The following is a 22,936-nucleotide window of genomic DNA, read 5'->3' as shown; positions in this document are numbered from 1 at the left end:
CCGCTTCGGGGGAGGTGAAAGCGAAACCCCGTGGGGGCGTGCGTTACGCCGTCGGGGCGGGGATTTCGCCAAGCCGCCGCTTCGCTGGCAGATGGAAGCGCAACACCGTGGGGGCGTGAGTCACCCCGGTCGGGGCCGGCGTCAACCGGTCCGGGCCAAGCGGTGAAGGACGAGCCAGTCCGCCTCGGCGGCCAACGCCTCGCTCCGCAGCGGGAACGGCCCGAGGACCGGCCCGCCCACCGGGGAGAGGTCCGCCGTCCAGCCGCCTCGTGGGTGCGGCTCGACGCGGCTGGCCCGCACGACCGTGCAGGCCCCGAGGGCGCCGGCGTCGATCAGTTCGCCGTACAGCCCGCGGGCGCTGCCGTCGGGCGAGACGAACAGCTCCTGCGTCTCGCCGCTCATCGCGGGCTCCGCAGCACGCGGCGGCGGGGGGCGTCGGTCAGCAGCGGGTCGAGGGCCTCGGCCACGCCGACCAAGCCCTCCCGCACGCGGTCCTGCAGCCAGCCGACGCCGGTCGTGGCCCGCAGGTCGGCGGAGTCGACGCCCCGCAGCAGGCCCTCGGCCTCGGAGACGACGGCGTCCAGCTCGGCGTTCCCGCCGACGCTCAGCCGGCGGAAGCGGACGAAGAACTCGGTCAGGTTCTCGACGGCGCTGTCGCGGAAGACCCGCGGGCCGCCGTTCTCGCCGCCGGTGAGGCGTTCGCGGAGGTGCTCGACCAAGCCGGCCAGCTCCTGGGCGAACGCCTGTTCGGCGAGCTGTACGGCCTGCTCGAACCGCTGCCGGACTCGATCGCACTCCTGCCGGTACAGGCGGGGCGAGAGCCGCCGCAGGTAGTCCGGCGGCTCCACGGCCGGCAGGTCCCAGCTTAGGCCGAACAGCGGGGCGAGGCTCGCCGGGTAGTCGGCGGGGTCGAACAGGTCGCCCAGCCGGCGACGGGCGCGAGAGACCAGTTCGTCCCGATGCCGGTCCACGTCCGCCGCGGCTTCGGCCAACTCCGCCTGCAACTCGCTCATCCGCCGCTCGAAGGCCGGCAGGTCGGCGCGGGGCAGCAGGCGGACGCCGGCCTCCGGGTACGGCAGGCTGGCGCTCTTCCAGTGCGACACGGCGGCGTGCCGCACCTTGGCGGCGGCCCGCAGGGCCGGGTGTTTCGTGTCCAGCAGCTTCTTGCTGGCGGACAGGCTCCCGCTCTCGGCGTCGAAGGGGCTGGCCGCCTCGTCCTTCTGCTCGGGGCTGAGGGTGCGGCGGAGGCCGGGCCAGGAGACGTGCAATCGCACCGCGGCGGCGTCTTCCCGCAGCCGTTCGGCGGGGACTTGTTGCCGGTGGTCCCGCTCCTCGTCCAGCACGGTGACCTCCGCGGCGCCGTGGTCGGTCTCGGCGTCGGGCAGGTCGGGGGCGTCGGTCGTTCGGGCCCGCCGGGGCGGGCCGATCAGCAGGGTCATGGGCTCGGTCTTCGTGTGATCGAAGGGGGGAAACGAAAACGCCCCGGCGAACTGCCGGGGCGTGTGAAGGTCGGGGCACCGGTCGGAGCCGGCGGTCAGTTCAGGGTGTGGTTCTGCTTGCCGGGCCGGCTGGTCCGCCGGCGGGGTCCGTCGGGTTCACGGTCGCCTCGGGGTCGGAACACGCCGCCGGCCTCGGCGTCGAGACACCGCCCGGACGCCCACCGCCGCAACTTCGCCAGCGGTTCGGCCGCGGAGACGGAGACCGGCACGACGTGCGTGGCGGCCTCCGCCAGGCTCACGCCCAGCAGCGCCGACAGCCGGCAGCAGCTCTCGATCTCCGCCCCGGTCCAGCCGGCGTCGGCCGGCGTGGACTCGCCCGCGGCGATCCCGTACCGCTCGCGGTACGTCTCCCAGATGCCGGCCCGCTGTTCGGGGCCGGGCAGGTCGAGGAAAAACGTCGCGTCGAACCGGCCGCTGCGGGTCAGCTCCGGCGGCAGGCGGGAGGCGTCGTTGGCCGTGCAGACCACGAACACCCCCGGCGGCCGGTCCGCCAGCCAGGTCAGCAGCGCCCCCAGCAGCCGGGCGGAGACGCCGCTGTCCTGGGCCCCGCCGGACGTGCCGGCCAGTGCCCGCTCGACCTCGTCGACGAACAGCACGCAGGGGCTCATGGCGGCGACCGTCGCCAACGCCCGGCGGGTGTTTTCCTCGGTCGCCCCGACCAGCCCGCCCATCAGGGCGCCGACGTCGAGGGTCAGCGTCGGGCGGTTCACTTCAGACCCGAGAGCCTTGGCGAAGCTGCTCTTGCCGACCCCGCCGGGGCCGAGCAGCAGCACGCCCTTGGCTTCGGCCCGCGGCGAGCCGTTCGTCAAGGCCGTCCGGCAGTACGCCTTCAGGGCCTGCATGCCGCCGAGGGCGTCGAAGCCGGGGCCGCCGCGGTGGAGCGACAGCGGCCCGCCCGCGGACAGCTGCTTGGCCTTGAGCTCCCACAGCGGCCCCGGGTCGAGCCGTCCGTGGCGGACCAGCGAGAGGGCGAAGGCGTTCTCCGCTTCGCCGCGGGTCAGCCCGGCGGCGGCGTCCAGCACGGGCGTGAGCGGGTCCGGCAGCTCGCCGGCCTCCGTGGCCACGCCGCGGGCGACCGCCTCCAGCTCCTCGCGGCCGGGCAGCGGGTGCGTGACCGTGACGAAGTCCCGCCGCAGCTCGGGCGGCAGGTCCGCCGTCGGCTGGATCAGGATCAGGTGCGTGCGGCGGGTCTTGCCGGCCCGCAGGGCCGACCGCACCGCGGCCAGCAGCTCGGGGCTGTTGAAGTACCGCTGCGGGTGGACCATCGCCAGCAGGCTCGGCGTCTCGCCGTCGCCGCTGGCCGGCAGGGCGGCCACGGCGGACTGCGGGTCGGTCGGCCCGCCCTCGCAGGTGCCGTCGGCGGTCCAGCTGACGAGGTTCCAGTTCCGCGGCGAGCAGAGCCGGGCGAGGTCGCGGAGGACCTCGCCGGGCTCGTCGCTGACGACCAGCACGCCGGGGAAGGCGGCGGCGATCAGCTCGGCCAGCTTCTCGACCAGGCCGGGGGACGGCGGCGGGGCGGTCGTTCCCGCCGCGTCGACGCGTTCGTCGCGTACGACGCGTGTTCCGCCAAGACTTTTGGAGTTCGTGGGGGACCGGTCCCGGGACCGGCGGCCCCGCCGGCCCGACGGCGATCCCCCGCCGCCCCCGGAGTTTCTGTGAAATGCGCGTCGAACGCGTCGTACGCGTCGACGCCGGCCGGGCGGGGCGCCGCGGCGGGGTCCGCGGGCGTGAGTCGGCGGGGTCGTCCCCCGCGGTCGACGCGGCATGGGCGTCTCCTTGGCGTGTGGGAATGGGATGAGAAAGAACGCGCAGCCGATCCGCGGGCGGTCAGGCCTGCTGCTCGGCGGGTTGGGCGACCGTCGCGGTCGTGTGATACCCGGGGGTCAGCCGCTCGGCGGCCTTGGTGCCGAGGACTTGCTCGTACGGCTTGCTCGCCGCCTTGCAGGCGGCACCGGCGAAGCCCTTCGTCTCGACGCTGGTCTCGCCTTCGGGCGTGACGGTGATCTCGATGCGGGGGGACATGGTCAGGCGGCCTCCCCGTACAGGTGGGCGCCGCCGCCGATGCCGGCGGCCCCGGCAGTGACGGTCAGCCGCACGCCGCCGTCCGGCAGGGCGGTCTCCGTGCAGCGGTGGCCGCGGGCCTTGGCCTGCAGCTTGGCGGCTTCCACCGCGTAGGCCTGCTTCAGGCGGCCGAGGAAGGCGTCGTCGCCCCAGCGGCCGCCGTAGGTGTCGCAGCGGACACTCCCGTCGTTCTGGACCAGCACGGGGTACACGAACCCCGGCGGCCTCACCGCGAGGCCGCTGTGCTCGGCGCCGTCGAAGAACTTGACGGTCTCCTGTTGCGGTTCCGGCAGCTTCAGTCGGACGCAGGCGGCGTGGACCGCCGCGGGGTCTCTCAGCTTCGTCTCGATCGTGACGACGTGGCTCATGGGGCCGCGTCCTTTCGGGTGAGGGGATGGGAAACGCCGGACCGGCTACGGCAGCCGCAGGGGGCGGCGGAGCGGGTCCGGCGGGGGGCTCTGGTAGTTCGCGGGCCCGGGCGGTCGATCGTGGCCGCGGCCGTTGCGGCGGCCCCCGCGGCGCCGGGGCGGGCGGTAGATCACTTCCGGCGGCCGGGGCGGCGCCGGCGGCTGCGGCGGGCGGGGCGGGGGCTTGGCGATCCAGGCCCCCACCGCGACCAGCGCCGCCCCGAGGGCCAGCAGCAGCACGGCGGGGAACAGGTCGTTCGCCCAAGGGCCGGAGGTCGGCGGGGCGGCGGGCTCGGCGGCGTTCGCCGCGGCGGCGAGCAGGGCCGCGAGGGGCGGCGGGTCGGGCATGGCGTCTTCCGACTGGGGCGTGCGGGGCCGGCGGGTAAGGCCGGCGGGTCGCCTCACAGTGCCGCAGATCTGGTCAGCGTTTAGCGGCCTTAGCCTTTGCAGACCCCTCCCTCCCGCCGATCCGCAACCTCGGCGGATGTCGGGGGGCGCTGCCGCGCCTCTGTTCAGTCCGCTCCTCCCCAAGCCGCTAGCCTTTTGCCCACCGCCGTTGGTTTGTTGGCGGAGGCCGGCGCCGCGGGGTTGCTGGTCTGGCGGGACGGGGACCGCCTGCGGGTCCGCGGCCCCGTCGCCGCCTCCCACCTCGCCCGCCGCCTGCTGGCCGACAAGGCGGGCGTCCTGTCGGCCCTGGACGCCCGCGAGGCCTTGGTGCCCCTACGGTCACCCCGACGGCTGGATCAGCGTGTTCGGCCCGCACGTCATCTGTGCGACCTGCCACCCGCCGGCACGGGCGGAGATCGTTGTGCGGCGGGAATGCTCTAGAGTTTGGTAACACTTTGATTCGACCGTCGAGCGCACCGAGCGATGCCCCGGCAGACCGGATGGCTTCGATCAGACTGCAGGCCCGGCCCGGTCGATCCGATCGGCGACGGCGGCGGGGGCGGCCGACGCGGGCCGGCCGCAAAGCCGGACCTGATGGGAGTTAATACGGCGTGCCCCACTGGCGCGGGTCATCGCGGAGAACATCTTCCCGGTCTCTCTCATATGGGTTGCGATTGTCTGGGCTCTTGTTAATCAGCCCACTACAGACGTAGATTCCGCCCGCCGTGACGGCAACCATCACGATCAAGACGATGACGGTAAAAGCCCCATCCGATTCGGCCTCTTCCTTTTTCTGTTGCTCAAGCTTCTCGGAGTACTTGGGCCTCCCCGGCAAAACGGCCTCAAGTCTCTTTCTGCGTTCGGCTGGATCGAGCTGCTCCCATTCTCTCGCACGTTCTCTCGCACGCGCCGCAGATATTCGCGCCGCAGCTTCCCCGGTCGGGCATTCGGTCCAGTCGCTGGTGTCGATTGGCCCCGAGGCGTCTGGATCGAAGATATCCGTCGTCGCACTCGCAAGGGTAAATCGCGCCCGCTTGCCATCGTCGAAGTAGAGACGGGAATCCGCCTTCACCAGCCCGTCCCGCGCATGCTTCCGTAGATCCTCACCCTTCAAGTGGGGGAAGTGCTTACCGTCTACGCCGTTCTCCACATACCAGTCAGGCCCAAACTCGTAGTTCACTCTCTCCAAATTAATCCTTGTCTGTCGAAGAACCGCATCAATGGCGGCTCGGGCCTCAGCGGGGGTTTTCTTTATCGGCGCTGACTTTCGAGGCACGCCGCTTTGTTCGTCCGGAGAGTCAGGCACGACACCTTCTCGATCAGGGGAGATGAGGACGCTGCCGGGGTCTTTCGTTTCTATCAAGCGGCGGAAGACGCCAAGCGGCTAGACGAGCGAGCCTAGCTTCTCGTCGGAAGAGCATCGCCCGGACACCCGTTCACATTCCGGTGCCGCGACGGTCTTCGGCCTGACTGATGGAATGCGGCTGCGGAGCGGCGCGGACGAACTGCCCCCCCACCTGTCGCACTGCCGGGAGTACGTCTTCGGCAGGCTGAGGGCGACCCGATAGTCCGCGGAACCGCCGCGACCGCTCCCGCCGCCCGCCGCCCGCCGCTCTCCGCCGTCGATGGCGGACGGCCCCCGCCGTTCGCCAGACTCGCCCCGTCCACCGTCCCCGGAACCGTCGCCCGCCGCGTGTTTGAGCAAGCCTTCAAGAACCTCGACAACGTCCTCCGCAAGGAGGCCGGGTGCGGGTCGGAACTGGACTACACCGAACAAACCAGTTGGCTGCTGTTCCTGAAGTACCTCGATTTCCTATTGAGCTGTGGACCGCACGACCCCAGCCAGCCCCGCCCCTCCGTCAGCCGGCTGCCGACGCGCCGCCCCCGGCCCAGGTCTCAGCCAGCCGCTCAGCCTGCTTGATGACCACGTCGACGGCGCTCTCGTAGCCCTCCGGCGGGTACTTGTACCGTCGGAGCAGCCGCTTGATCGTCAGCCGCATCTTCGCCTGGACGCTCTGGCGGGACCGCCAGTCGACCGTGGCGCTGCTCCGCAGCTTCTTCGTGAGCTCCGAGGCGAGGTCCTTCAACGCCTCGTCCTTCATCTCCCGGAGCACGTCCGGCTGCTCGGCGAGGGCGTCGTAGAAGGCGATCTCCTCCGGCGACAGACCCGTCTCCTCGTCCCGCCGGACCGCGGCGGCGAGCTCCTCCGCCATCTGGATCAGCGCCTCTACGACCTGCCCGGACTCGATCATCCGGTTGTTGTATTTGCGGAGCGTCTCGGCCAACCGGTCGCCGTACTTCGTTTCGCGGACGACGTTGTTCCTCGACCGGGATCGCACCTCGTCCCGTAGCAGCCGCTCCAGCAGTTCGACGGCGAGGTGCTTCTGCGGCATCTTGCGGACGTCCTCCAGGAACTCGTCCGACAGCAGGCCGATGTTCGGCCGCTCCAGCCCGGCGAGCTTGAAGATGTCGTCGACCCCCTCGGAGACCACCGCGTTGTCCAGGATCTGCTTCAGCGTCGAATCCCGGTCCGCACGCTCGTTCCCGCCGCCGACGGTCGTGTGCTTCACCAGCACGCCCCGCACGGCGCTGAAGAACGCGATCTCCTCCCGCAGCGCCGCGGCCTCGTCCAGCGTCGCGCAGAGGGAATACGCTTTCGTCACCGACGCCATCACGTCGAGAAACCGCCGCTTTGCGGACTTGCCGTCGGGTGTTTTTTCGAGGGCGAGGAGATGCTCCATCGCCGGCACAAGCAGTTTGAGGGGATGTTCCGCGAAGCCGGAATAATCGAACCCGTGCATCATCCCGCGGATGACGTCCAGCTTTCCCTTTAGGATGCGGAGCGCGTCCTCCGCCTTCACCGTCGGCTGCCCCTTACCGTTGGCCCCCGTGTAGGTCCGCAGGGCCTTCTTTAACTCCGCGGCGATGCCGATGTAGTCCACCACCAGCCCGCCCTGTTTGTCGCGGAACACGCGGTTCACGCGGGCGATCGCCTGCATCAGCGAATGGCCGTGCATCGGCTTGTCGACGTACATCGTGTGACAGCACGGGGCGTCGAAGCCCGTCAGCCACATGTCCCGCACGATCACCAGCTTCAGCGGGTCGTCCGGATCCTTGAACCGGCGGGCCAACCGCTCCTTCTGGGCTTTGGAATGGGTGTGGCGCCGCAACTCCTCCTTGTCGGTCGCCGTGCCGGTCATGATCACCCGCACGGCGCCGTCGTCCGGGTTCCAGCCGACCGCCTGCCCGTCCTTCGTCAGCTTCGTGCCGGCCCACTCCGGCCGGCGTTGGACGATCTCGTCGAACAGGGACACGCAGATGTCCCGGCTCATGCAGACGATCATCGCCTTGCCCTCGGCCGCGGCGGTCCGCTGGTCGTAGTGGGCCAACAGGTCGTCGGCGATCGCCTCCAACCGCGGCTGCGCCCCGACCAGCTTGGCGAGCTGCGCCCACTTGCCCTTGGTTTTCTCCCGGGCCGCGTCGTCCTCCTCGTCCTCGACCACCTCCTCGACCTGCTCGTTCAGCTCGTCGATCTCGGCGTTGTTGAGGTCCAGCTTGGCCCGGCGGCTCTCGTAATAAATCTGGACGGTCGCCCCGTCTTCGACGGCGTCCTGAATGTCGTAGACGCTGACGTACTCGCCGAACACGCCGCGGGTGTCCTTGTCCTCCGTGCTGATCGGCGTGCCGGTGAAACCGATGAAGGACGCGTTCGGCAGCGCGTCCCGCAGGTGCTTGGAGTAGCCGTATTTATATCTGCCCGTCTCCCGATCGAGGCGGGCGTTTCCCCCGTACTGGCTGCGGTGGGCCTCGTCGCTGATCACGACGACGTTGGTGCGGTCGCACAGCACGGGGTGCGACTCCTCCCCCTCCAGCGGGGCGAATTTTTGAACCGTCGTGAAGATCACCCCGCCGGCCCGGCGGCCGGTCAGCTTCTCCCGCAGTTCGTCCCGGCTCTCGGCCTGCTCCGGCGGCGTCTTCAGCAGGTCCTTGGCGGCGGAGAACTGGCCGAACAGCTGCCCGTCGAGGTCGTTGCGGTCGGTGACGACCACCAGCGTCGGGTTCTCCATCGCGGCCTGCTGCACCAGCTTACCGGCGTACATCGCCATCGAGATGCTCTTGCCGGACCCCTGCGTGTGCCAGAACACCCCCGCCTTCCCGCCGGCGCCCTTCGCCTCCAGCGTGCTCTCCACCGCGGCCCGGACGCCGTGGAACTGGTGGTAGCCGGCGATCTTCTTGACGACCTCGTCGCCGTCGGCCTCGAACAGCACGAAGTACCGCACGTAGTCCAAAAACAGATCCGGCCGGTAGAACCCGCGGACGACCTTCTCCAGCTCCAACTCCACCCGCGGCTTGTTGTCCGGCCCGCCGATCGTCCGCCACGGCAGGAACCACTCCGGCGCCGCCGTCAGCGAGCCGACGCGGGCCGTCACGCCGTCGCTGACGGCCAGGGCGACGTTCGGGACGTACAGGTCGCCGATCTCGTCCTTGTAGGTCTGGAGCTGGTCGTACGCCTTCCAGACGTCGGCCGTCGGGTCGGCGGGGTTCTTCAGCTCGACACCCGCGAGCGGCAGGCCGTTGACGAACAGCAGGACGTCCGGCACCCGCACGCACTTCGTGCCAAGGATGCGCAGCTGATTGACGACCAGCAGGTCGTTGGCCTGCGGGTCCTTGAAGTCGATCAGGAAGGCTTTGTCGTCCACCTTGGCGCCCTCGGAGCCGTCGTAGGCGACGTCGACGCCCTCCAGCAGCAGTTTGTGAAACGCCCGGTTGGCGTGGGCGAGGTCGGGATGCTCCCGCGTCGACGCCCGTCGCACGACCTCCTCGACGGCGTCCGCCGGCAGTTGCGGGTTGAGCTTGCGGACGGCGTCCGCCAGCCGCCCGGCGAGGACCACCGCCCGCCCGTCCGCCCGCTGCTCGGGGGCGACGTCCGGAGCGAGCTTCGAGCCGTGCAGGTAGTCCCAGCCGGTCTCCTGAAACCACGCGAGGGCCTGCTGTTCGACGACGTCTTCGTTAATCATCGCCGCCTCCCGATTTCGCAATTTTCGCTGCCGCCTCAACGGCCGCCGCGGCGGCCGTCTTCACGGCTTCGCGAGAATAGTTTACCTGCAATAGTTGCCGATTAAGGAATGTTCGAAGTGCGGCCAGCTCCGACTCTCGAGCAAACCAGTCGACGCCGGCTCGATCGCGAATATATTTCTCAAACGTACCGGCGACGCCCCTAAGCGATTTCTTGCTAGGCCCGCCTGGCGCGTCATTCATTTGATTCAGGATCTCGTCGACCGCCCCCAAGATTCCGACATTCTTGGCAAGACTGACGTGACGCCGTGGTTCTGAAACGATCGGCGGCGCCGGCGTTGTCGTCGTCGTAGTGGTTGTCGTGGTCGTCGTGGTCTTCGACGTTCCAACCAATGCTCGCCGGGCGGCGGACCGGGACATGCGGTCACGGGAAGTCTCGTTGCAGTATTTCGCGGCACCGATCAGGTCGGGGAATAGGCTCGAATGATGAATGTTCATCTTTCGTAGCCGCTGGAGGCAGAGCCGGCGGTCTTTCTCAGTGTTCGGGATGTGGATCTTCCTCAAGTATTGTCCGACCACTTGAGGGTCGTTGATATCGACGTCACTATCGCTCAATGCGTTTAGCAGCGACGATTCCAATGTCTCGCCGTATGGTGCCAATGAGAACAGACCGGCCTGATTGACCAATCGCCCGTGGTCGTCTTTCGAAGGCTCGATGATCTGGGGGTACTTCGGCCCCCTATCCAGATCTGCGACAAATCTCTCGTTCAAGACGTACACAGCCCGACTGGTCGCGGCGGGCGTGGACGCCGCGGGGCCCCACTCCGCCAGGTCTTCGCGTTCGAATGCGAAGAACAGCGCAACGTACGGCGACCTCGTCCAGTCGATTAGCGGCGTCGCTAATCCGTGGTGCTGACCGACAGCCCATAGCTCAACATCTTCAGCGTATTCCGCCCCTTCACGGTCCGGCCCGTCGTCCCAAGCCAGTAAGCTGTTGTCCGGCACGCGGCCCCGCACCGCCAAACGAAAATCCCTTAGGTGAAGCGTCGCGGCTTGACGTTCAATAGATCCGCGAGCGAATCGGTCTAGCGTCGCCTCTAGAAACCATCGGTAGTGGTGATGTCCGCGGAAGACGTAGTCATCTGCGATGTCCTGTCCGATGTAGTAGTCGACGACATCGTCGAAGTCTCGCCAACTGCGGAGCTTCGACGACGGCACAAGGCCGTCTACATTCTTGTCAATAACGTCCGCGTCCGGCCACGCCGGCAGTTTCTCGTGGTACGGCGTCTCCGTCGCGTCAGGCATCGACCGCCCTCTGTACCGCCGCGACGCTCAGGTCCCCGCTCAACAGCTTCGGCAGCAACGCGTCTCTCAGCGCCGCCAGGGTGCGGGACTGGTCGCCGTTCGCGCTGATCCTCGCGTACATCGGAGCGACGTACCGCGTAAATACTTCCACGATCGACGGTGGCGGAATCAATTGCGGAAGCGTCGGCAGGGACTTCGCTTTAACTCGCTGATGGCTTCCGGTAGTTCCTGTGACCATTGATTGATAGCGTCGTTGGAAACGGTCGCTCGTCAGCAAGCCATACAGCCATTCTCGCGACATCTTCGGCCGGGGGCGGGCGACCAGAAACTCGGTTGAGCAAATTGACCGCCGTTGATCGCCCAGATTTGGCATCCAGACGCGGGGGATTCTTGGATTCAGACGAGAGATCAGTACTGCGTCGGGCGGCACGGCGTATTTGTTGCTCTTAATGGTTCCGCCGAGGTCGTGCTGCGGCATGCGACCGGCGTCGAATGCAGGAAGGCTGTAATGGTCGAACGTCTCCTCGGCGGCCTCCATCGGCTTGACCGTGTCCCGCTCAAAAGCCGCGACCCGATCGAATGTGCTCACCTCCCATCCCTTCGGCACGTCGCCGATCTCGAAGGAGTCAAACTCCGCGGGGAAGAGGGCGGCGAGGTCGGGGGGGAGGGTGGGGGCGCCGGCGGCGTTGGCGTGGACGGGGTCGAAGTCGACGAACCAGCTTTGGAACAACGCCCGGGCCGTCGCCTCCAGCGTCCGGTTCATCCGCCGGTTCAGCTCGATCTTGTCGTCCAACGCCCCCAACACTCCCGCAATCGCCCGCTGCTCCGACGGTGGGGGGAGCAAGACAGGCGTCTTCTTCAGTATTCCGAGGTTGGTATGCGGTACGCCGGTTTGTATCGCATTCTGCCGGATATAATGCTGCTGCTCCGCAGACGAGAACAGGTAGAAGAGATAAAGTCGGTCGGCGACGGCCGTATCGACCGTAATCTTCATCTGGCTTTGTGAGACAATGTACTTGGCGAAGGGACCGTCGGGTACGAGTGCAACCTGACCCAAAGTTCCACGCTGAGTAAAAACGAGGTCTCCCGGTAGTGCGACATTTGATGACAAATCCGCGGCTTTGGATTCAGAGACAAAGGCGAAGTCACCGCTCACGAACCGCCCCTTCCCCATATTGGTGCCCCGAATCACGGGGACGCCGGGCGTGTCCACATAATTACGTGTTCCTAAGTTGGAACCGAACGGTCCGCCTACCACAGCGTTTGGCACGTCCGCAGCTAGCTGTTCCAGCTTGTAGTCCGTCCACTCAGACCTCATACCCCACCCCGTTCAATTTTTCGCGGATCGTCGCCTCCAGCGTCGCCGACTCGGCGAACTGCTCCCGCAGCTCCTTGGTTAGGCGAGCCATCTTCTCCTCGAACGGCTCGCCGTCGTCCTCGGCCGCGGCGGCGCCGACGTAGCGGCCGGGGGTCAAGACGTGGCCGTGGGCGGCGATCTCCGCCAACGTGGCGCTCTTGCAGAAGCCGGGCTCGTCCTCGTAGTCGTCGCCGCGGCGCCAGCGGTGGAAGGCGCCGGCGATCGAGTCGCGGTCCTCCTCCGTGAAGGCCCGCAGCACGCGGTCGGCCATGTAGCCGACGTCCCGGGCGTCGATGAACAGCACCTCGCCGGTGCGGTCCCGGCGGCCTTCACGGGCAGTCTTGTCCTTCGTCAGAAACCAGACGCAGGCGGGGATCTGCGTGTTCGTGAACAGCTGCCCCGGCAGGGCGACGAGGCATTCGACGAGGTCCTCCTCGACGAGCCTCTTGCGGATGTCGCCCTCCCCGCCGGACGTGCCGCTCATCGAGCCGTTCGCTAGCAGCAGGGCCATCGAGCCGTGGGGGGCGAGGTGATACAGCATGTGCTGCATCCAGGCGAAGTTGGCGTTCCCCTTCGGCGGCGTCCCGTACTGCCAGCGGGGGTCGTCGGCGAGTTTTTCGTCCCACCAGTCGGAGATGTTGAACGGCGGATTCGCCATCACGAAGTCGGCCCGCAGGTCCGGGTGCAGGTCGCTCGTGAAGCTGTTGGCCCACCGCTTGCCGAAGTCGAACTCGATGCCGCGGATGGCGAGGTTCATCGCGGCGAGGCGCCAAGTCGTCGGGTTTGACTCCTGCCCGTAGACGCTGATGTCGCTGGTCGTGCCGCCGTGCGACTCGACGAACTTTTCGCTCTGCACGAAGAACCCGCCGCTGCCCATCGCGGGGTCGTAGACCCGTCCGCGGTAGGGCTCCAGCATCGCCACGATCAGGCCGACGATGCTCTGCGGGGTGAAGTACTGCCCGCCCTTCTTGCCCTCGGCGAGGGCGAACTGGCCGAGGAAGTACTCGTAGACGTGGCCGAGGATGTCCTTCGCGTGCAGGTCCGCGTGCTCGAACGGGATCGAGGCGACCAGGTCGACCAGCCCGCGGAGGTTGTCCGGGTCGAGGTGCAGCTGGGCGTAGTTGCGGTTGAGGACGTTCTTGAGCCGGTCGCCGTTCTCCTTTTCGACCGCCTCCAGGGCGTGGTCGATCAGCAGGGCCGGCGACTTGATCGTGTAGGTCTCGGTCTTCCCGTTGCGGACCTCGACCTCAGTGTTCGCCGGCAGCTTGACCCAGTCCTGCAGGTTCCCCCACCGGGCCAGCGGCGGCACCCAGAAGACGTTGGCGGCGGTGTAGTAGTCGCGGTCCTCTAGTTCCTGATGGATCGCTTCGGCGTACTCCTCGTCGGAGTCGAAGTCGTCCCGGGGGAGGTAGTAGTCGCTGTCCTCGTCCCGCAGCAGCCGTTCGACCTCGGCCCGGCGGGCGGCGAAGCTGTCGGAGACGTACTTCAGGAAGATCAGCCCGAGGACGGCGTGCTTGTACTGGGCGGCGTCGAGGTTGTTCCGCAGCTTGTCCGCCGCGGCCCACAGCTTGGCGTCGAGGTTGCGGAGAAACTCGCGGGAGGACTCGTCGCTCATGCAAGCGGGATCTGGGGGGACGTATTGGAAGAGTTCGCGCTGGTTGGGGCGGAATCGACTGCTGGTGTAGCCGAGCCTGCGGACCGTCACAACTTGCGCCGGGGCGTCGGCCTGCACCGCCCGTTCTCTGCACCGATTAGTCCCCGCCGAGGCCGCGGCGGACGAGCAGGTGGGCGTTCTGCTGGTCGCCGCGAACCTGCGGGCGCTAGGCTTACGGCCGGCCTCGCTCCCGATCTCCCGGCGTCACGCCGCCAGCAATCGGACGTGCACCACCTCAACCCGCTTCACCTCCGCGAGGGCCTCCGCGACCAACGACCGGTGACAGCGCTCGGGAGCCGGGCAGGTGCACAGCAGGCAGCACCGCTCGTCGCCGACCAGTTCGGCTAATCGGTCCAGCGCCTCGACCGCCGCTGGCGTCATCAGGTGATCGTTGACGGCCGTGGCGAACGTCGGCCAGTCGTGGTCAGACATGTACCGCTTGCGGGCGTCCCGCGGCGACCCGAGGGAGCGGAGGTGCGTGTAGCCGATCGAATCGACGGCGAGCCGCGCCGCCAGTCCGTTCTTGCTGAACCCCGCCCGGCGGGAGAGCGGCAGCTCCCGCACGTCGACGACCCGCTGCACGCTGTGTTCAAGCAGCGCCTCGATCAGCCCGTCCACCGACACGCCGGTGTAACCGGCGGTGAAAACGGCGGGCTTGGGTGGCGAGGTCATCGCAGTCTTTCCTGCTCGGCGACGGCGCAGGGGGAGAGGCCGGCGATCATTCAAGGGGCTGGCCGCCGGCCGAGCGTCCGCTGCGGCCCGTGACCGATCTGGCGCCGGCCCATCGTACGTCGTCGCGGCCGACGGGGCAGAAGAGGCGTTCGATCGGCCGATGCCGGAGCGCCCGGCCGCGGTCGGGCGCCGCCGCGACGATCCCGACGCTCGGGGCGGGGCGGCGTGGACGGGGCGGGAGCCGACGGCGGGTGATGCCCGGCGGACCGACCCGGCGACCGACCCTCGTCTCCCCCCTCCGCCCCCAGACTTTCGACGCGGGTTTCGGGGATCTTCTCCGGCCGGGAACGGCGTCGAACTGATCCGGTGCCTCACCCCACCTCCCTCATCGCCCGCTCGGCGGCATCCCGATCGCGACCGCACCGCGGCCTAAACTCTCGCCGGCAAATGCGACGATCGCGTCGATGCGTCGCCCAGCGGTTCAGTGGTTCACCGTCGCCGCGCCGACGCGGGCGAAGCCATGTCCGGGCAAAGGTCTCGGGCCAAGCGTCCCCGCCATGTGTCGATCATGGCCGCACGGGGGTACTGCAGACACGGCCCGCTGCCGGGAAGCCACGCTCGGGGGAATCCGACCGCTCCCCAGGTTCCACCGATTCTTGCGTCGACGCCCACTCCTTTCTCGACGCACCGACGCAGTCGACGCGAGTCCGGTCGGAGTCTCGGGGGCGGGCTTGGTCTGCGTCGGCGGGTACGCCCCGCCCGGCATCCCGCCGGCGGCCGGAATGCCGCGAGACCGGCGATTCCCACGTCTCGGGCCGGCGGAGACGCGGGAGACGCGGGAGACGCACGAGACGCGAGTTCCGGTGCGAACCCTGAGTGGGCGTCCGTCGACGCAGTCCGACCCGCCGGTCACACCGCCCGATTCTGCTCGGGGGGACGCACAGCGACGCCAAGTCGGTCGGTATCCCGTCCGGGTTCGGCACGCCCTCCAGCCGGCAGACGACCTGCCCGCCAAACTCCTCGGCTACCACCCCCAGCAGCAGCCACCCCGCCGTATAGCCCCGGCTCGTTGGCGAACACCGCGACCGGCTTCAAAAAGCTCTTGCAGACTTCCGAGACCGTCTGTGCCTCGATCCGCTGGGCCTCGTCAAGGCCGTTCAGTTCCGCCCGCGGGTCGGTCGGCGTCATGGGCGCGGGGGTGATCTCCGGGCCCCGGCAGTGTGTCGACGTCCCGCTGCTTCAGGGGTGCCGATCCGCCACGCTCACGCCGGCTCCTCCTCCAAGCTCGTGACGGCCCGCATCACCGCGGGGTCGTCGTCGGTGTGCTCCCCGTCCTCCGTCCCGTGATAGGCGATGAACCGGCACCCGGCGACGCCTTCGACGCGGTCGTAGAAGTAGCAGGAGTTCTGTTCGGCCGCGGGCGTCCCCTTCAATTTCACGAGGGGGAGCAACTCTAATGACCGCGCCTCATCTAGCCCGCGGAGGTGCAGCTTCTCCTCGTCCATCGGCGTCGGCGTTTCGACCGCCTCCTGAGCGAACGGGACGCGGGTTCCGGTTACGACCCGCACCGGCTGTGTGAGCCGACCGTTCCGGTAGGACATCTGCCCCGGCACCGGGGCGAGCAGCCGGTAACGCTCCCACAGCACCCCGTACGTCTCCCGCACCTCCCCGATCAGGGCCTCCAGTTGCCGGTCGGTCTCGATCGCCCTCGCCTCGGGGGTGCGGCCGACGTGGCCGACGGCGCTGTTCCGAATCGCGTTCGCCCGCCCGAGTACGTCCGGGTGTCGTTTCGCAAAGACCATTTGGAGGACGTCCCGGTCGCTCACCCGGAACAGTTCGGCGGCGAGGTCCGGCTCGTCGTTGAGCATCGTGCGGCCCGCCTTCGAAAGGATGTCGATCGTCACCTTCCAAGTGCCGAAGGTGGACCGCGAGAGCGACAGGTTTTTCGTCCCCAGAGCGGTCTGCAGCTTCGGCCCCAGCACCGCCCAAGACGGATCGTGGGCGGTGAACCCGCTGAGCAGGACGGTGCCGACGAACCGGCCCAGCGCCTCGAAGAAGTGGACCTTCCGCGTCACCCGCTCGTTCGGCGCGTCCCCCCCGTGGCGGGTTCCCCGCAGCACCGAGGCGAGGGGAAACGGCAGCGTCTCCACCCAGTCGTCGAACCGGTCCTCGTGGTTGACTTTCTTCACCAGTACGCGGATGTCGGCCGCGGCCGCCGGCTTGGCCCAGAGCTTGGTCTCGAGTTCGTCGACCTCGCGTCGCAATGCGGCGATGGCGTCGCGGCAGGCGACGGCCTCGTTTTGCACCGCAAGTCCTCCTCGCGGCAGCGGCACATCGGCAGAACGTAGCAGCGACGCGGAGAGCATCGGCATCGCGGTGCCGGCCGAGTGCGATCGCCGCCAAAGTCGACCGGCCGGGGTGTTGAGCCAGGTGGCGAGATATTCCGGGTTCACCTTCTCGGTGTCGGGGTCCAGCCGGTGAACCCGCCTGGGTCCGGTCGGCAGGTCTATCGCCGTCGCCGCCTGCCCCGCCTCGTGTTCGGGAATGTAGACCGCCCCCGGCCGGTCTCCACTGTCGCCCCCACGGCCCGCGATCGAAAGATCCCCTAACGACGCCAATGACACCCACTCCAACCCCTGCCGCCGCACCTGAAGGTCGAGTTGTTGGCGTCGCTCGAAGTGGGTGAACCCTCGGAACTCTTCCGCCGAAACGGCGACCCCGAGCGAGGGGTCTCGGTCCTCCCGCCCCGCCTTCAGGTTCTCCAGCAGCGTTTCCCGGCGGTCGCGGTCTTCGGTAGCTCGGCCGGTGAAGACCGGACCGGACGCCCCCGACCGCAGGACGATCAGATGAGCCGTCACCGCTGTGGACGGTGAGAACGTCCCCGCGGGCAGTTCGAACGCCGCTTCCAGACCGAAGCCTAACTCCTCGGCCAGCCGCTCCTGGCCGTCAGCACGATGCCGGATGAAGAACTTGTCCGTAACGAGGAACAGCCCCGCACCGCCGGGCTTCAGCCGGCGGCAGCCCGCCGCGATCAGCGTGTCCTCGGAGGCGTCGAACGACTTTGGCCCGCCGCCGTTGCCGCGGCGGGGGCGCATGCCCCACGGCAGCGAACAGGCCACCACGTCCACCGGGGCGGCCGCCTTCGTCTCGTCGAACAGGTCCCCGTCCTCCTCCGGCTCTGCTTCCCGCAACACTGTGACCCGCTCCGCCCCCTCCAAGCGTTCGAGCATCTCAGCCGCAGCGTCGGAATAACAGTAGGCCACCGCCCATGCCGACAGGTGAGAGGCGACTGGGACCGTCAGCAGGCCGCCGCCGGCCCACGGGTCGAAGATCGACTCTGGTTTCGCGGGCGAGACGGCCGCGGCGGCGGAGGCGACGAACTCCGCCACCCACGGCGGGATGACGTGATCGACGCCGTGACCAGAACCCGCCCGGCCCAGCTTCGTGGAGAATTTGTACAGCGCCGCCGGCGGGACCGGCCCGTGCTCCCGCTGATAGACACGGGTGACGTTCTCGACGGACAGTTCCCCGTCCCGCAGCTCAGTGGCCAGTTCCCAGAGGCGGCGGGCCGGGTCGTCGGGCGTGGTCATCGGGTCGCGTCGATTCGGGGGCGGGGCGTCAGTATGAAGCGGGCGTCCGCGGGACGTCATGCCACGGCTCACAGCCGGCCGGTGACGGCGGCGGTGATGAGGGCGGTGATGAGGGCGGTACGGCGTTCGGCCAGTTGCCCCAGACTCGCCCGCACCGCCCTTGAAAGTCTCGCCGATCCTTGCGTCGACTGCGTCGCCGCGTCGACGACGCAGTCCTCAGTTGACGACGCACCGACACAAGCGACGCAACTTCCGGGGAAACTCTTGGCCCCCCCCGCTACCCCACCTCCCGCATCACCCGCTCGGCGGCGGCGAGGTCGCGCTCGGCGTAGATCTCGCTGGTCCCGATGTCGCTGTGCCCCAGCACGGTGCGGGTCAGCTCGATGCCGTACTTGGCCCGCAGCTGGGTGGCCCGGGTGTGGCGGAGTTGGTTGGGGGTCCAGTGACACCGTTTCCGGTGCTCCTCGACCTTCGCCCGCAGGTCCGCCTGTTCGGACTTGGGCAGCGATTTGATCGCCGACAGTTTCTCCGCCAACTCCGGGGGCAGGGGGACCGCCTTCTCCGACGCCCGCCGAACGCATCGGCCGTAGCTCGCGGTTCGGTAGCGGTCGCCGGGGCGACGGATTGGTCGCTTCTTGCGGTTTGTGCCGACCCCGTTGCCGCAGGAGTCGGGCGTGACTCGGGCGGCCGTCGCCGTCGCCCGGCGCTCGACTTCCGACTCGGCCGGGCTGAAGCAGAACGCGTCGGCCGGGCGATCGTCGAGGTAAGCGGCGAGGACCGCCTGAGCCTCCTTGCCGACGAAGACGGTGCGGGCCTTGCCGTGGTGCTGGGTCTTGTGCGAAGCGGGACGATAGACCCAAGTCTCGCCCGCCCGGTCCACGTCGACCGGCCGCAGATCGCAAACCTCTCCGGGCCGCATCCCGGTGAGCAGTTGGAGGCGGACCATGTCCGCCACGACCCGCGGGAGGTGGGGCAGCGTGGCGTCGACGAGCGCCGGGTCGACGGGCTTCACGGGTTCGGGCTCCCGGGCTGCGGTCCGGCCGCGGCGAAGGCCGGCGACCGCGGAGAGCCCGTGATGCACCGACGGCGGCACGAGTTCCTCCGCCACGGCCCATTTGAACATCCGCTTCACATGAGCGGCCCGCCGATTGACGCCGCCGCGGCTGAGCCCGTCGCGGACGGCCTGCTCCCGCAGCGTTTTCAGCTTCAGCGGGCCGAACTCCGCCGCCGGCGTTGAGCCGTAGAGGCCCCGCAGCGCCTTCAGCGAGAGCTTGAGCGAGGACAACTCGCTGGTCGGCTCCCCGTCCTTCACGTAGTAGCCCTCGGCCCAACACCAGAACCGCAGGATGACCTCTTCGACCGAGAGGGAGTCGACGGTCGCATCCGAAGCGACGATCGGGTCGCCGGCGACCTTTGCGGGGGCCGGGCGGACATCTTCAGGCACCTCCCCGGTGCGGACGTACTCGGCGATCAGCCGGTGGTATTTCTCGGTCGCTTCAGGACTCCCGTGCTTGCCGAGGTACACCTGTCGGCCCCCGAGCCTCACGCGGGCTTGGCCGGAGGTCGAGTGGAAAGTGAGCTGAGGAACGCGTGGCATCTTGCGGGCGGGCGTCGGGCGGGACCAGTTGGCGGTCCGCTCGTTTTTGTCACGACTGACAAAAACGAGCGGCTGCTCCGGCCGCGCCCGGGACCGTCCCGGGGTACGCGAGGGGTCGCGTTCGGCACTACAGGAAAAGGAAAAGACGGTTCGCTGAACCGAGTGGGCGGTGGGGGACTCGAACCCCCGACCTTCTGCGTGTAAAGCAGACTCCCGCCCGGTTCGCCTTCGGTTCGCCAACGGCCGCTCTACTGGCGTAGGACCTGAGGCGTCGGTTCGTTGCGGTTCGCCTTCGGTTCGGCCCGTCAGTGGCCGCGTAAGTGGCAAGCGTCGGTGGCCGCGTCCGCCGCCGAACGAGGGCGAAAATATTTCCCGAAGTTTTTCTTCGGCGACCGGGGGTCGTTTTCGGGAGAGGGGCGGCGAGGAGCGGAAATGGGCCTAGCGGGCTAGCGTCTGACGCGAACGGCGGGCTTCACAGGCTGTCGCGGGCTGCTCTAATCGCCGAACCGAAACGAGCCCCCTGCGAGACTTTCAATGCCCGCCACACTGCACAAGCCGACTGCCCAAACGGGTGCCGCCGACGCGGAGTGGGGCTACGAGATTTTCTGCGAGGGGGCGCTGTCGGTCCCGTCCGCGATGGCGTTCGCGGACTGCGGGAAAACCTCCATCTACGCCTGGGCGAAGCTGCCGCCGGGCGAGGGCATCCGCATGAGCAACACCCGCAACGGCCGGAACGCCCGGGTCTGCAAGCGGAGCCTCCGTGAGTTCCTTGCGGCCCGCCAGCGGTAGCCGCCTGACCGCTCCCCGTCCCCCGCGTCCCCGACGCCCCCTCTGACGACACGACCTGGACCCAACCCCATGACCGCCGCGTCCCTTCTATCGCCGACCGACGCCGCCGCGGCGGCGCGGGAGGATCAGTACGCCGCGTTCCTGCACCGCAAGACGCAACTCCCGGGCGGGTTCGGCTTCGATCCGGTGTGGCTTCCCGACTGTCTCATGCCGTTTCAGCGGCATCTTGACGAGTGGGCGATCCGCCGCGGCCGGGCGGCGCTGTTCACTGACTGCGGCACGGGCAAGAGCCTGATGTCGCTGGTGTTCGCGGAGAACGTCGTGCGGCGGTCCGGAGGCCGCTTCCTGATTCTCACGCCGCTCGCCGTCGCCCGGCAGTTCGCCGCGGAGGCCGAACGGTTCGGCGTGGACGCCGCGGTCTGTATGGACGGTCGGCTCCCGGCCGCTCGGGTCGTCATCACGAACTACGAGAAGCTGCACCTGTTCGATCCGTCTGACTTCGCCGGGGCGGCGTGCGACGAGGCCAGCATCCTCAAGAGCTTCCGCGGCGAGACCCGGAAGCGGGTGACGCGGTTCCTGTCGAAGATGCGGTGGCGGCTGCTGCTGTCCGCGACGCCGTCGCCGAACGACTACACGGAACTCGGGTCGTCCTCGGAGGCGCTCGGCGACCTGACCCGGTCGGAGATGCTCGGCCGGTTCTTCCGCTATCTGGACGACAAGGGGCAGGCGAGGGAGCGGCGGAAGCGCGACGTGGCGGAGGGGTTGGCCGCGATGGACGCGAATTACTACCGAAAGCTGTCGTACCGCGTCGCCCAGTCGATCGGCCAGTACCGCCTCAAGCACCATGCCGTCACGCCGTTCTGGCGCTGGGTCGCGTCGTGGGCTCGCGCCTGCCGCCGCCCGTCGGACCTTGGGTTTTCGGACGACGGATTCGACCTGCCGCCGCTGACCGAGACGGTTCACGTCGTCCGCGACGGGGGGCCGCCGGCGGACCGGCTGTTCGAGATCCCCGCCGTTGGCCTGCACGAAGAGCGAAAGGAACGGAAGCGGACTTTGCACGCCCGGTGCGAGGCCGCCGCCCGGCTGTGCGACCACGACGAGCCCGTTTCCGTCTGGTGTCACACGAACGCGGAAGGGGACGCGCTGGTGAAGGCGATCCCGGGGGCCGAACAGATCGCCGGAGCGACGCCCGACGAGCGGCGTGTGGAACTGTACGACGCCTTCGCCGCCGGCGAACTGCGGGTGCTGGTGCTCAAGCCGAAGATCGGGGCATGGGGCCTCAACTGGCAGCACTGCAACCGCGTAGTGACGTTCGCCACGCACTCGATGGAGCAGCACTATCAAGCCGTGCGTCGCCACTGGAGGTTCAGGCAGACCCGCCCCGTGTTCGTGGACGTGGTCGCCACGCCCGGCGAGGCCGGAGTCGTGGAGAACCTGAAAGCGAAGCAGGCGCGGGCCGACCTCATGTTCGAGGCGCTGGTTCGTGAGATGAACGACGCGGCCGAGGCCGTTCGTGAGGACCTTTACATTCTTCCCGCGGAGGCCCCGAAATGGCTGTGAAACAACAGGCGGTGACGGACCGCTACGCCGTCTACTGCGGCGACTGCGTCGAAGTCATGCGGGAGGTTCTGGCGGACCGCTCGATCGACTTTAGTGTCTACTCGCCGCCGTTCGCGGGGCTGTACCAGTACAGCAGCGACGAACGGGACATGAGTAACTGCGTCGACCGCGAGGAGTTCTTCGAGCAGTACGGCTTCTGTATCGAGGAAATCGCCCGGGTCACGAAGCCGGGGCGGATCAGCGCCGTGCATTGCATGGACATCCCGCTCTCCAACGCGGGCTGCGACGCGGTGTTCGACCTGCCCGGCCGGATCATCCGCGAGCACGAGGCCCGCGGATTCGACTACGCGGGACGGCGGGTGATCTGGAAAGAGCCGCTGGCCGTGCGGAACCGCACGATGATGAAAAGCCTCCATCACGCGACGCTCTGCGACGACGCGACCCGGACGAGCATCGCCAACGCGGACTACCTGTTGATGTTCCGCCGGGCGGGCGAGAACGCCGTGCCGGTCCGTTACGAGACCGGCCTGACGTACTACGCCGGCGAGACTGAGGTGCCGCCCGAACTGTTGAAGTTCCGCGGCATGGAGGGGGACCAGAAAAAGAACCTCTACAGCCAATGGATTTGGCGTCGGTACGCGAGCAGCGTGTGGGACGACGTGCGGATCGACCGCGTCCTGCCGTACCGGGCCGGCGCCGACGACCGCGACGAGAAGCACGTCCACCCGCTGCAACTGGACGTGATCGAGCGGGCGGTGCAACTCATCAGCAACCCGGGCGAGGTCGGCCTGACGCCGTTCGGCGGCGTGATGAGCGAGCCGTTCGGGATGGTTCTGAACGGCCGGAAGGCGGTCGGGATCGAACTGCACCCCGGCTACTTCGCCCAAGGATTGAAGAACCTGGAACACGCGAGCCGCGACTACGAGGCGGTGCAAAACCCGCTCTTCGCCGACCTCGCGTCCTGACCCGCTCCCGCTCCCCGTCCCCCTCACCGCTCGCTCCCCGAGTCCCGATGGCCCGCAAGATCACCGCATTGCTGCCG

The 22,936-nt window shown here is 68.6% G+C and carries 18 protein-coding genes, 1 tRNA gene and 1 pseudogene; 5 read left to right on the top strand and 15 right to left on the bottom strand.

Translation table 11 applies throughout. From position 1 onward, the window contains the following. Positions 1-141: 141 nt before the first annotated feature. The 6 genes from ACG2DA_RS13130 to ACG2DA_RS13105 form a co-directional block, all read right to left on the bottom strand. Positions 142-402 (bottom strand): hypothetical protein, encoded by a 261-nt coding sequence (locus ACG2DA_RS13130; RefSeq protein ID WP_395256189.1) that lies wholly within the window; start codon positions 400-402, stop codon positions 142-144. Continuing rightward, positions 399-1,439: a hypothetical protein gene (locus ACG2DA_RS13125; RefSeq protein ID WP_395256188.1), complete on the bottom strand. Its 1,041-nt coding sequence runs from the start codon at positions 1,437-1,439 to the stop codon at positions 399-401. Before ACG2DA_RS13125 ends, ACG2DA_RS13130 begins: the two co-directional genes overlap by 4 nt. A 95-nt stretch (positions 1,440-1,534) precedes the next feature. Beyond that, a complete protein-coding gene (locus ACG2DA_RS13120; RefSeq protein WP_395256187.1) occupies positions 1,535-2,950 on the bottom strand; it encodes an ATP-binding protein in 1,416 nt (471 codons plus the stop codon). A gap of 376 nt (positions 2,951-3,326) precedes the next feature. Beyond that, positions 3,327-3,521, bottom strand: a complete 195-nt coding sequence (locus ACG2DA_RS13115; RefSeq protein ID WP_395256185.1) for a DUF2997 domain-containing protein — start codon at positions 3,519-3,521, stop codon at positions 3,327-3,329. A 2-nt stretch (positions 3,522-3,523) separates the two neighbouring features. Then, entirely contained in the window at positions 3,524-3,928 is a 405-nt protein-coding gene (locus ACG2DA_RS13110; protein WP_395256184.1) for a DUF1257 domain-containing protein, read from the bottom strand. A gap of 45 nt (positions 3,929-3,973) precedes the next feature. Further along, positions 3,974-4,315, bottom strand: coding sequence for a hypothetical protein (locus tag ACG2DA_RS13105; protein WP_395256183.1), 342 nt, complete (start codon positions 4,313-4,315; stop codon positions 3,974-3,976). A gap of 195 nt (positions 4,316-4,510) precedes the next feature. Between ACG2DA_RS13105 and ACG2DA_RS13100 the strand changes: the two genes are divergently transcribed. After that, positions 4,511-4,795 (top strand): hypothetical protein, encoded by a 285-nt coding sequence (locus tag ACG2DA_RS13100; protein WP_395256182.1) that lies wholly within the window; start codon positions 4,511-4,513, stop codon positions 4,793-4,795. Between the two features lie 160 nt (positions 4,796-4,955). On the opposite strand, the gene ACG2DA_RS13095 is transcribed toward ACG2DA_RS13100, so the two are convergent. Further along, positions 4,956-5,660, bottom strand: a complete 705-nt coding sequence (locus ACG2DA_RS13095) for a hypothetical protein (protein WP_395256180.1) — start codon at positions 5,658-5,660, stop codon at positions 4,956-4,958. A gap of 387 nt (positions 5,661-6,047) precedes the next feature. Between ACG2DA_RS13095 and ACG2DA_RS13090 the strand changes: the two are divergent. Next, positions 6,048-6,170, top strand: a pseudogene (locus tag ACG2DA_RS13090) (SAM-dependent DNA methyltransferase); the annotation flags it as partial. Between the two features lie 43 nt (positions 6,171-6,213). Here the strand turns inward: ACG2DA_RS13090 and ACG2DA_RS13085 are convergent. The 8 genes from ACG2DA_RS13085 to ACG2DA_RS13050 form a co-directional block, all read right to left on the bottom strand. Continuing rightward, entirely contained in the window at positions 6,214-9,372 is a 3,159-nt protein-coding gene (locus ACG2DA_RS13085) for a type I restriction endonuclease subunit R (protein ID WP_395256179.1), read from the bottom strand. Next, the gene (locus tag ACG2DA_RS13080) at positions 9,365-10,675 is read right to left on the bottom strand and encodes an FRG domain-containing protein (protein ID WP_395256178.1); all 1,311 of its coding nucleotides are present in this window, start codon (positions 10,673-10,675) and stop codon (positions 9,365-9,367) included. Before ACG2DA_RS13080 ends, ACG2DA_RS13085 begins: the two co-directional genes overlap by 8 nt. Then, the gene (locus ACG2DA_RS13075) at positions 10,668-11,888 is read right to left on the bottom strand and encodes a restriction endonuclease subunit S (protein ID WP_395256177.1); all 1,221 of its coding nucleotides are present in this window, start codon (positions 11,886-11,888) and stop codon (positions 10,668-10,670) included. Before ACG2DA_RS13075 ends, ACG2DA_RS13080 begins: the two co-directional genes overlap by 8 nt. A gap of 94 nt (positions 11,889-11,982) precedes the next feature. Beyond that, on the bottom strand, positions 11,983-13,647 hold the full coding sequence (locus ACG2DA_RS13070) for a type I restriction-modification system subunit M (protein WP_395256176.1): 1,665 nt from the start codon (positions 13,645-13,647) through the stop codon (positions 11,983-11,985). Positions 13,648-13,890: 243 nt separating this feature from the next. Continuing rightward, positions 13,891-14,358 carry a DUF488 family protein gene (locus ACG2DA_RS13065; RefSeq protein ID WP_395256174.1) on the bottom strand — a complete coding sequence of 156 codons (468 nt, stop codon included), beginning with the start codon at positions 14,356-14,358 and terminating at the stop codon, positions 13,891-13,893. Positions 14,359-15,620: 1,262 nt separating this feature from the next. Next, on the bottom strand, positions 15,621-17,948 hold the full coding sequence (locus ACG2DA_RS13060) for a hypothetical protein (protein ID WP_395256172.1): 2,328 nt from the start codon (positions 17,946-17,948) through the stop codon (positions 15,621-15,623). 277 nt (positions 17,949-18,225) lie between these two features. Further along, positions 18,226-19,494 carry a tyrosine-type recombinase/integrase gene (locus tag ACG2DA_RS13055; protein ID WP_395256170.1) on the bottom strand — a complete coding sequence of 423 codons (1,269 nt, stop codon included), beginning with the start codon at positions 19,492-19,494 and terminating at the stop codon, positions 18,226-18,228. 214 nt (positions 19,495-19,708) lie between these two features. Continuing rightward, a tRNA-Ser gene (locus ACG2DA_RS13050) sits at positions 19,709-19,764 on the bottom strand. Positions 19,765-20,079: 315 nt separating this feature from the next. Between ACG2DA_RS13050 and ACG2DA_RS13045 the strand changes: the two genes are divergently transcribed. From ACG2DA_RS13045 to ACG2DA_RS13035, 3 genes are all read left to right on the top strand, one after another. Continuing rightward, complete coding sequence (locus ACG2DA_RS13045) at positions 20,080-20,334, top strand: hypothetical protein (RefSeq protein ID WP_395256169.1); 255 nt, start codon at positions 20,080-20,082, stop codon at positions 20,332-20,334. Between the two features lie 69 nt (positions 20,335-20,403). After that, positions 20,404-21,894 carry a helicase-related protein gene (locus tag ACG2DA_RS13040; RefSeq protein WP_395256167.1) on the top strand — a complete coding sequence of 497 codons (1,491 nt, stop codon included), beginning with the start codon at positions 20,404-20,406 and terminating at the stop codon, positions 21,892-21,894. After that, positions 21,885-22,859 carry a DNA methyltransferase gene (locus ACG2DA_RS13035; RefSeq protein WP_395256165.1) on the top strand — a complete coding sequence of 325 codons (975 nt, stop codon included), beginning with the start codon at positions 21,885-21,887 and terminating at the stop codon, positions 22,857-22,859. Before ACG2DA_RS13040 ends, ACG2DA_RS13035 begins: the two co-directional genes overlap by 10 nt. The last annotated feature ends 77 nt before the right edge of the window (positions 22,860-22,936 follow it).

This window comes from Alienimonas sp. DA493 (assembly GCF_043951915.1).
GTDB lineage: Bacteria > Planctomycetota > Planctomycetia > Planctomycetales > Planctomycetaceae > Alienimonas.
The sequence above is the reverse complement of the archived record's forward strand: the minus strand, read 5'-3'. Positions and strand labels throughout refer to the sequence as shown.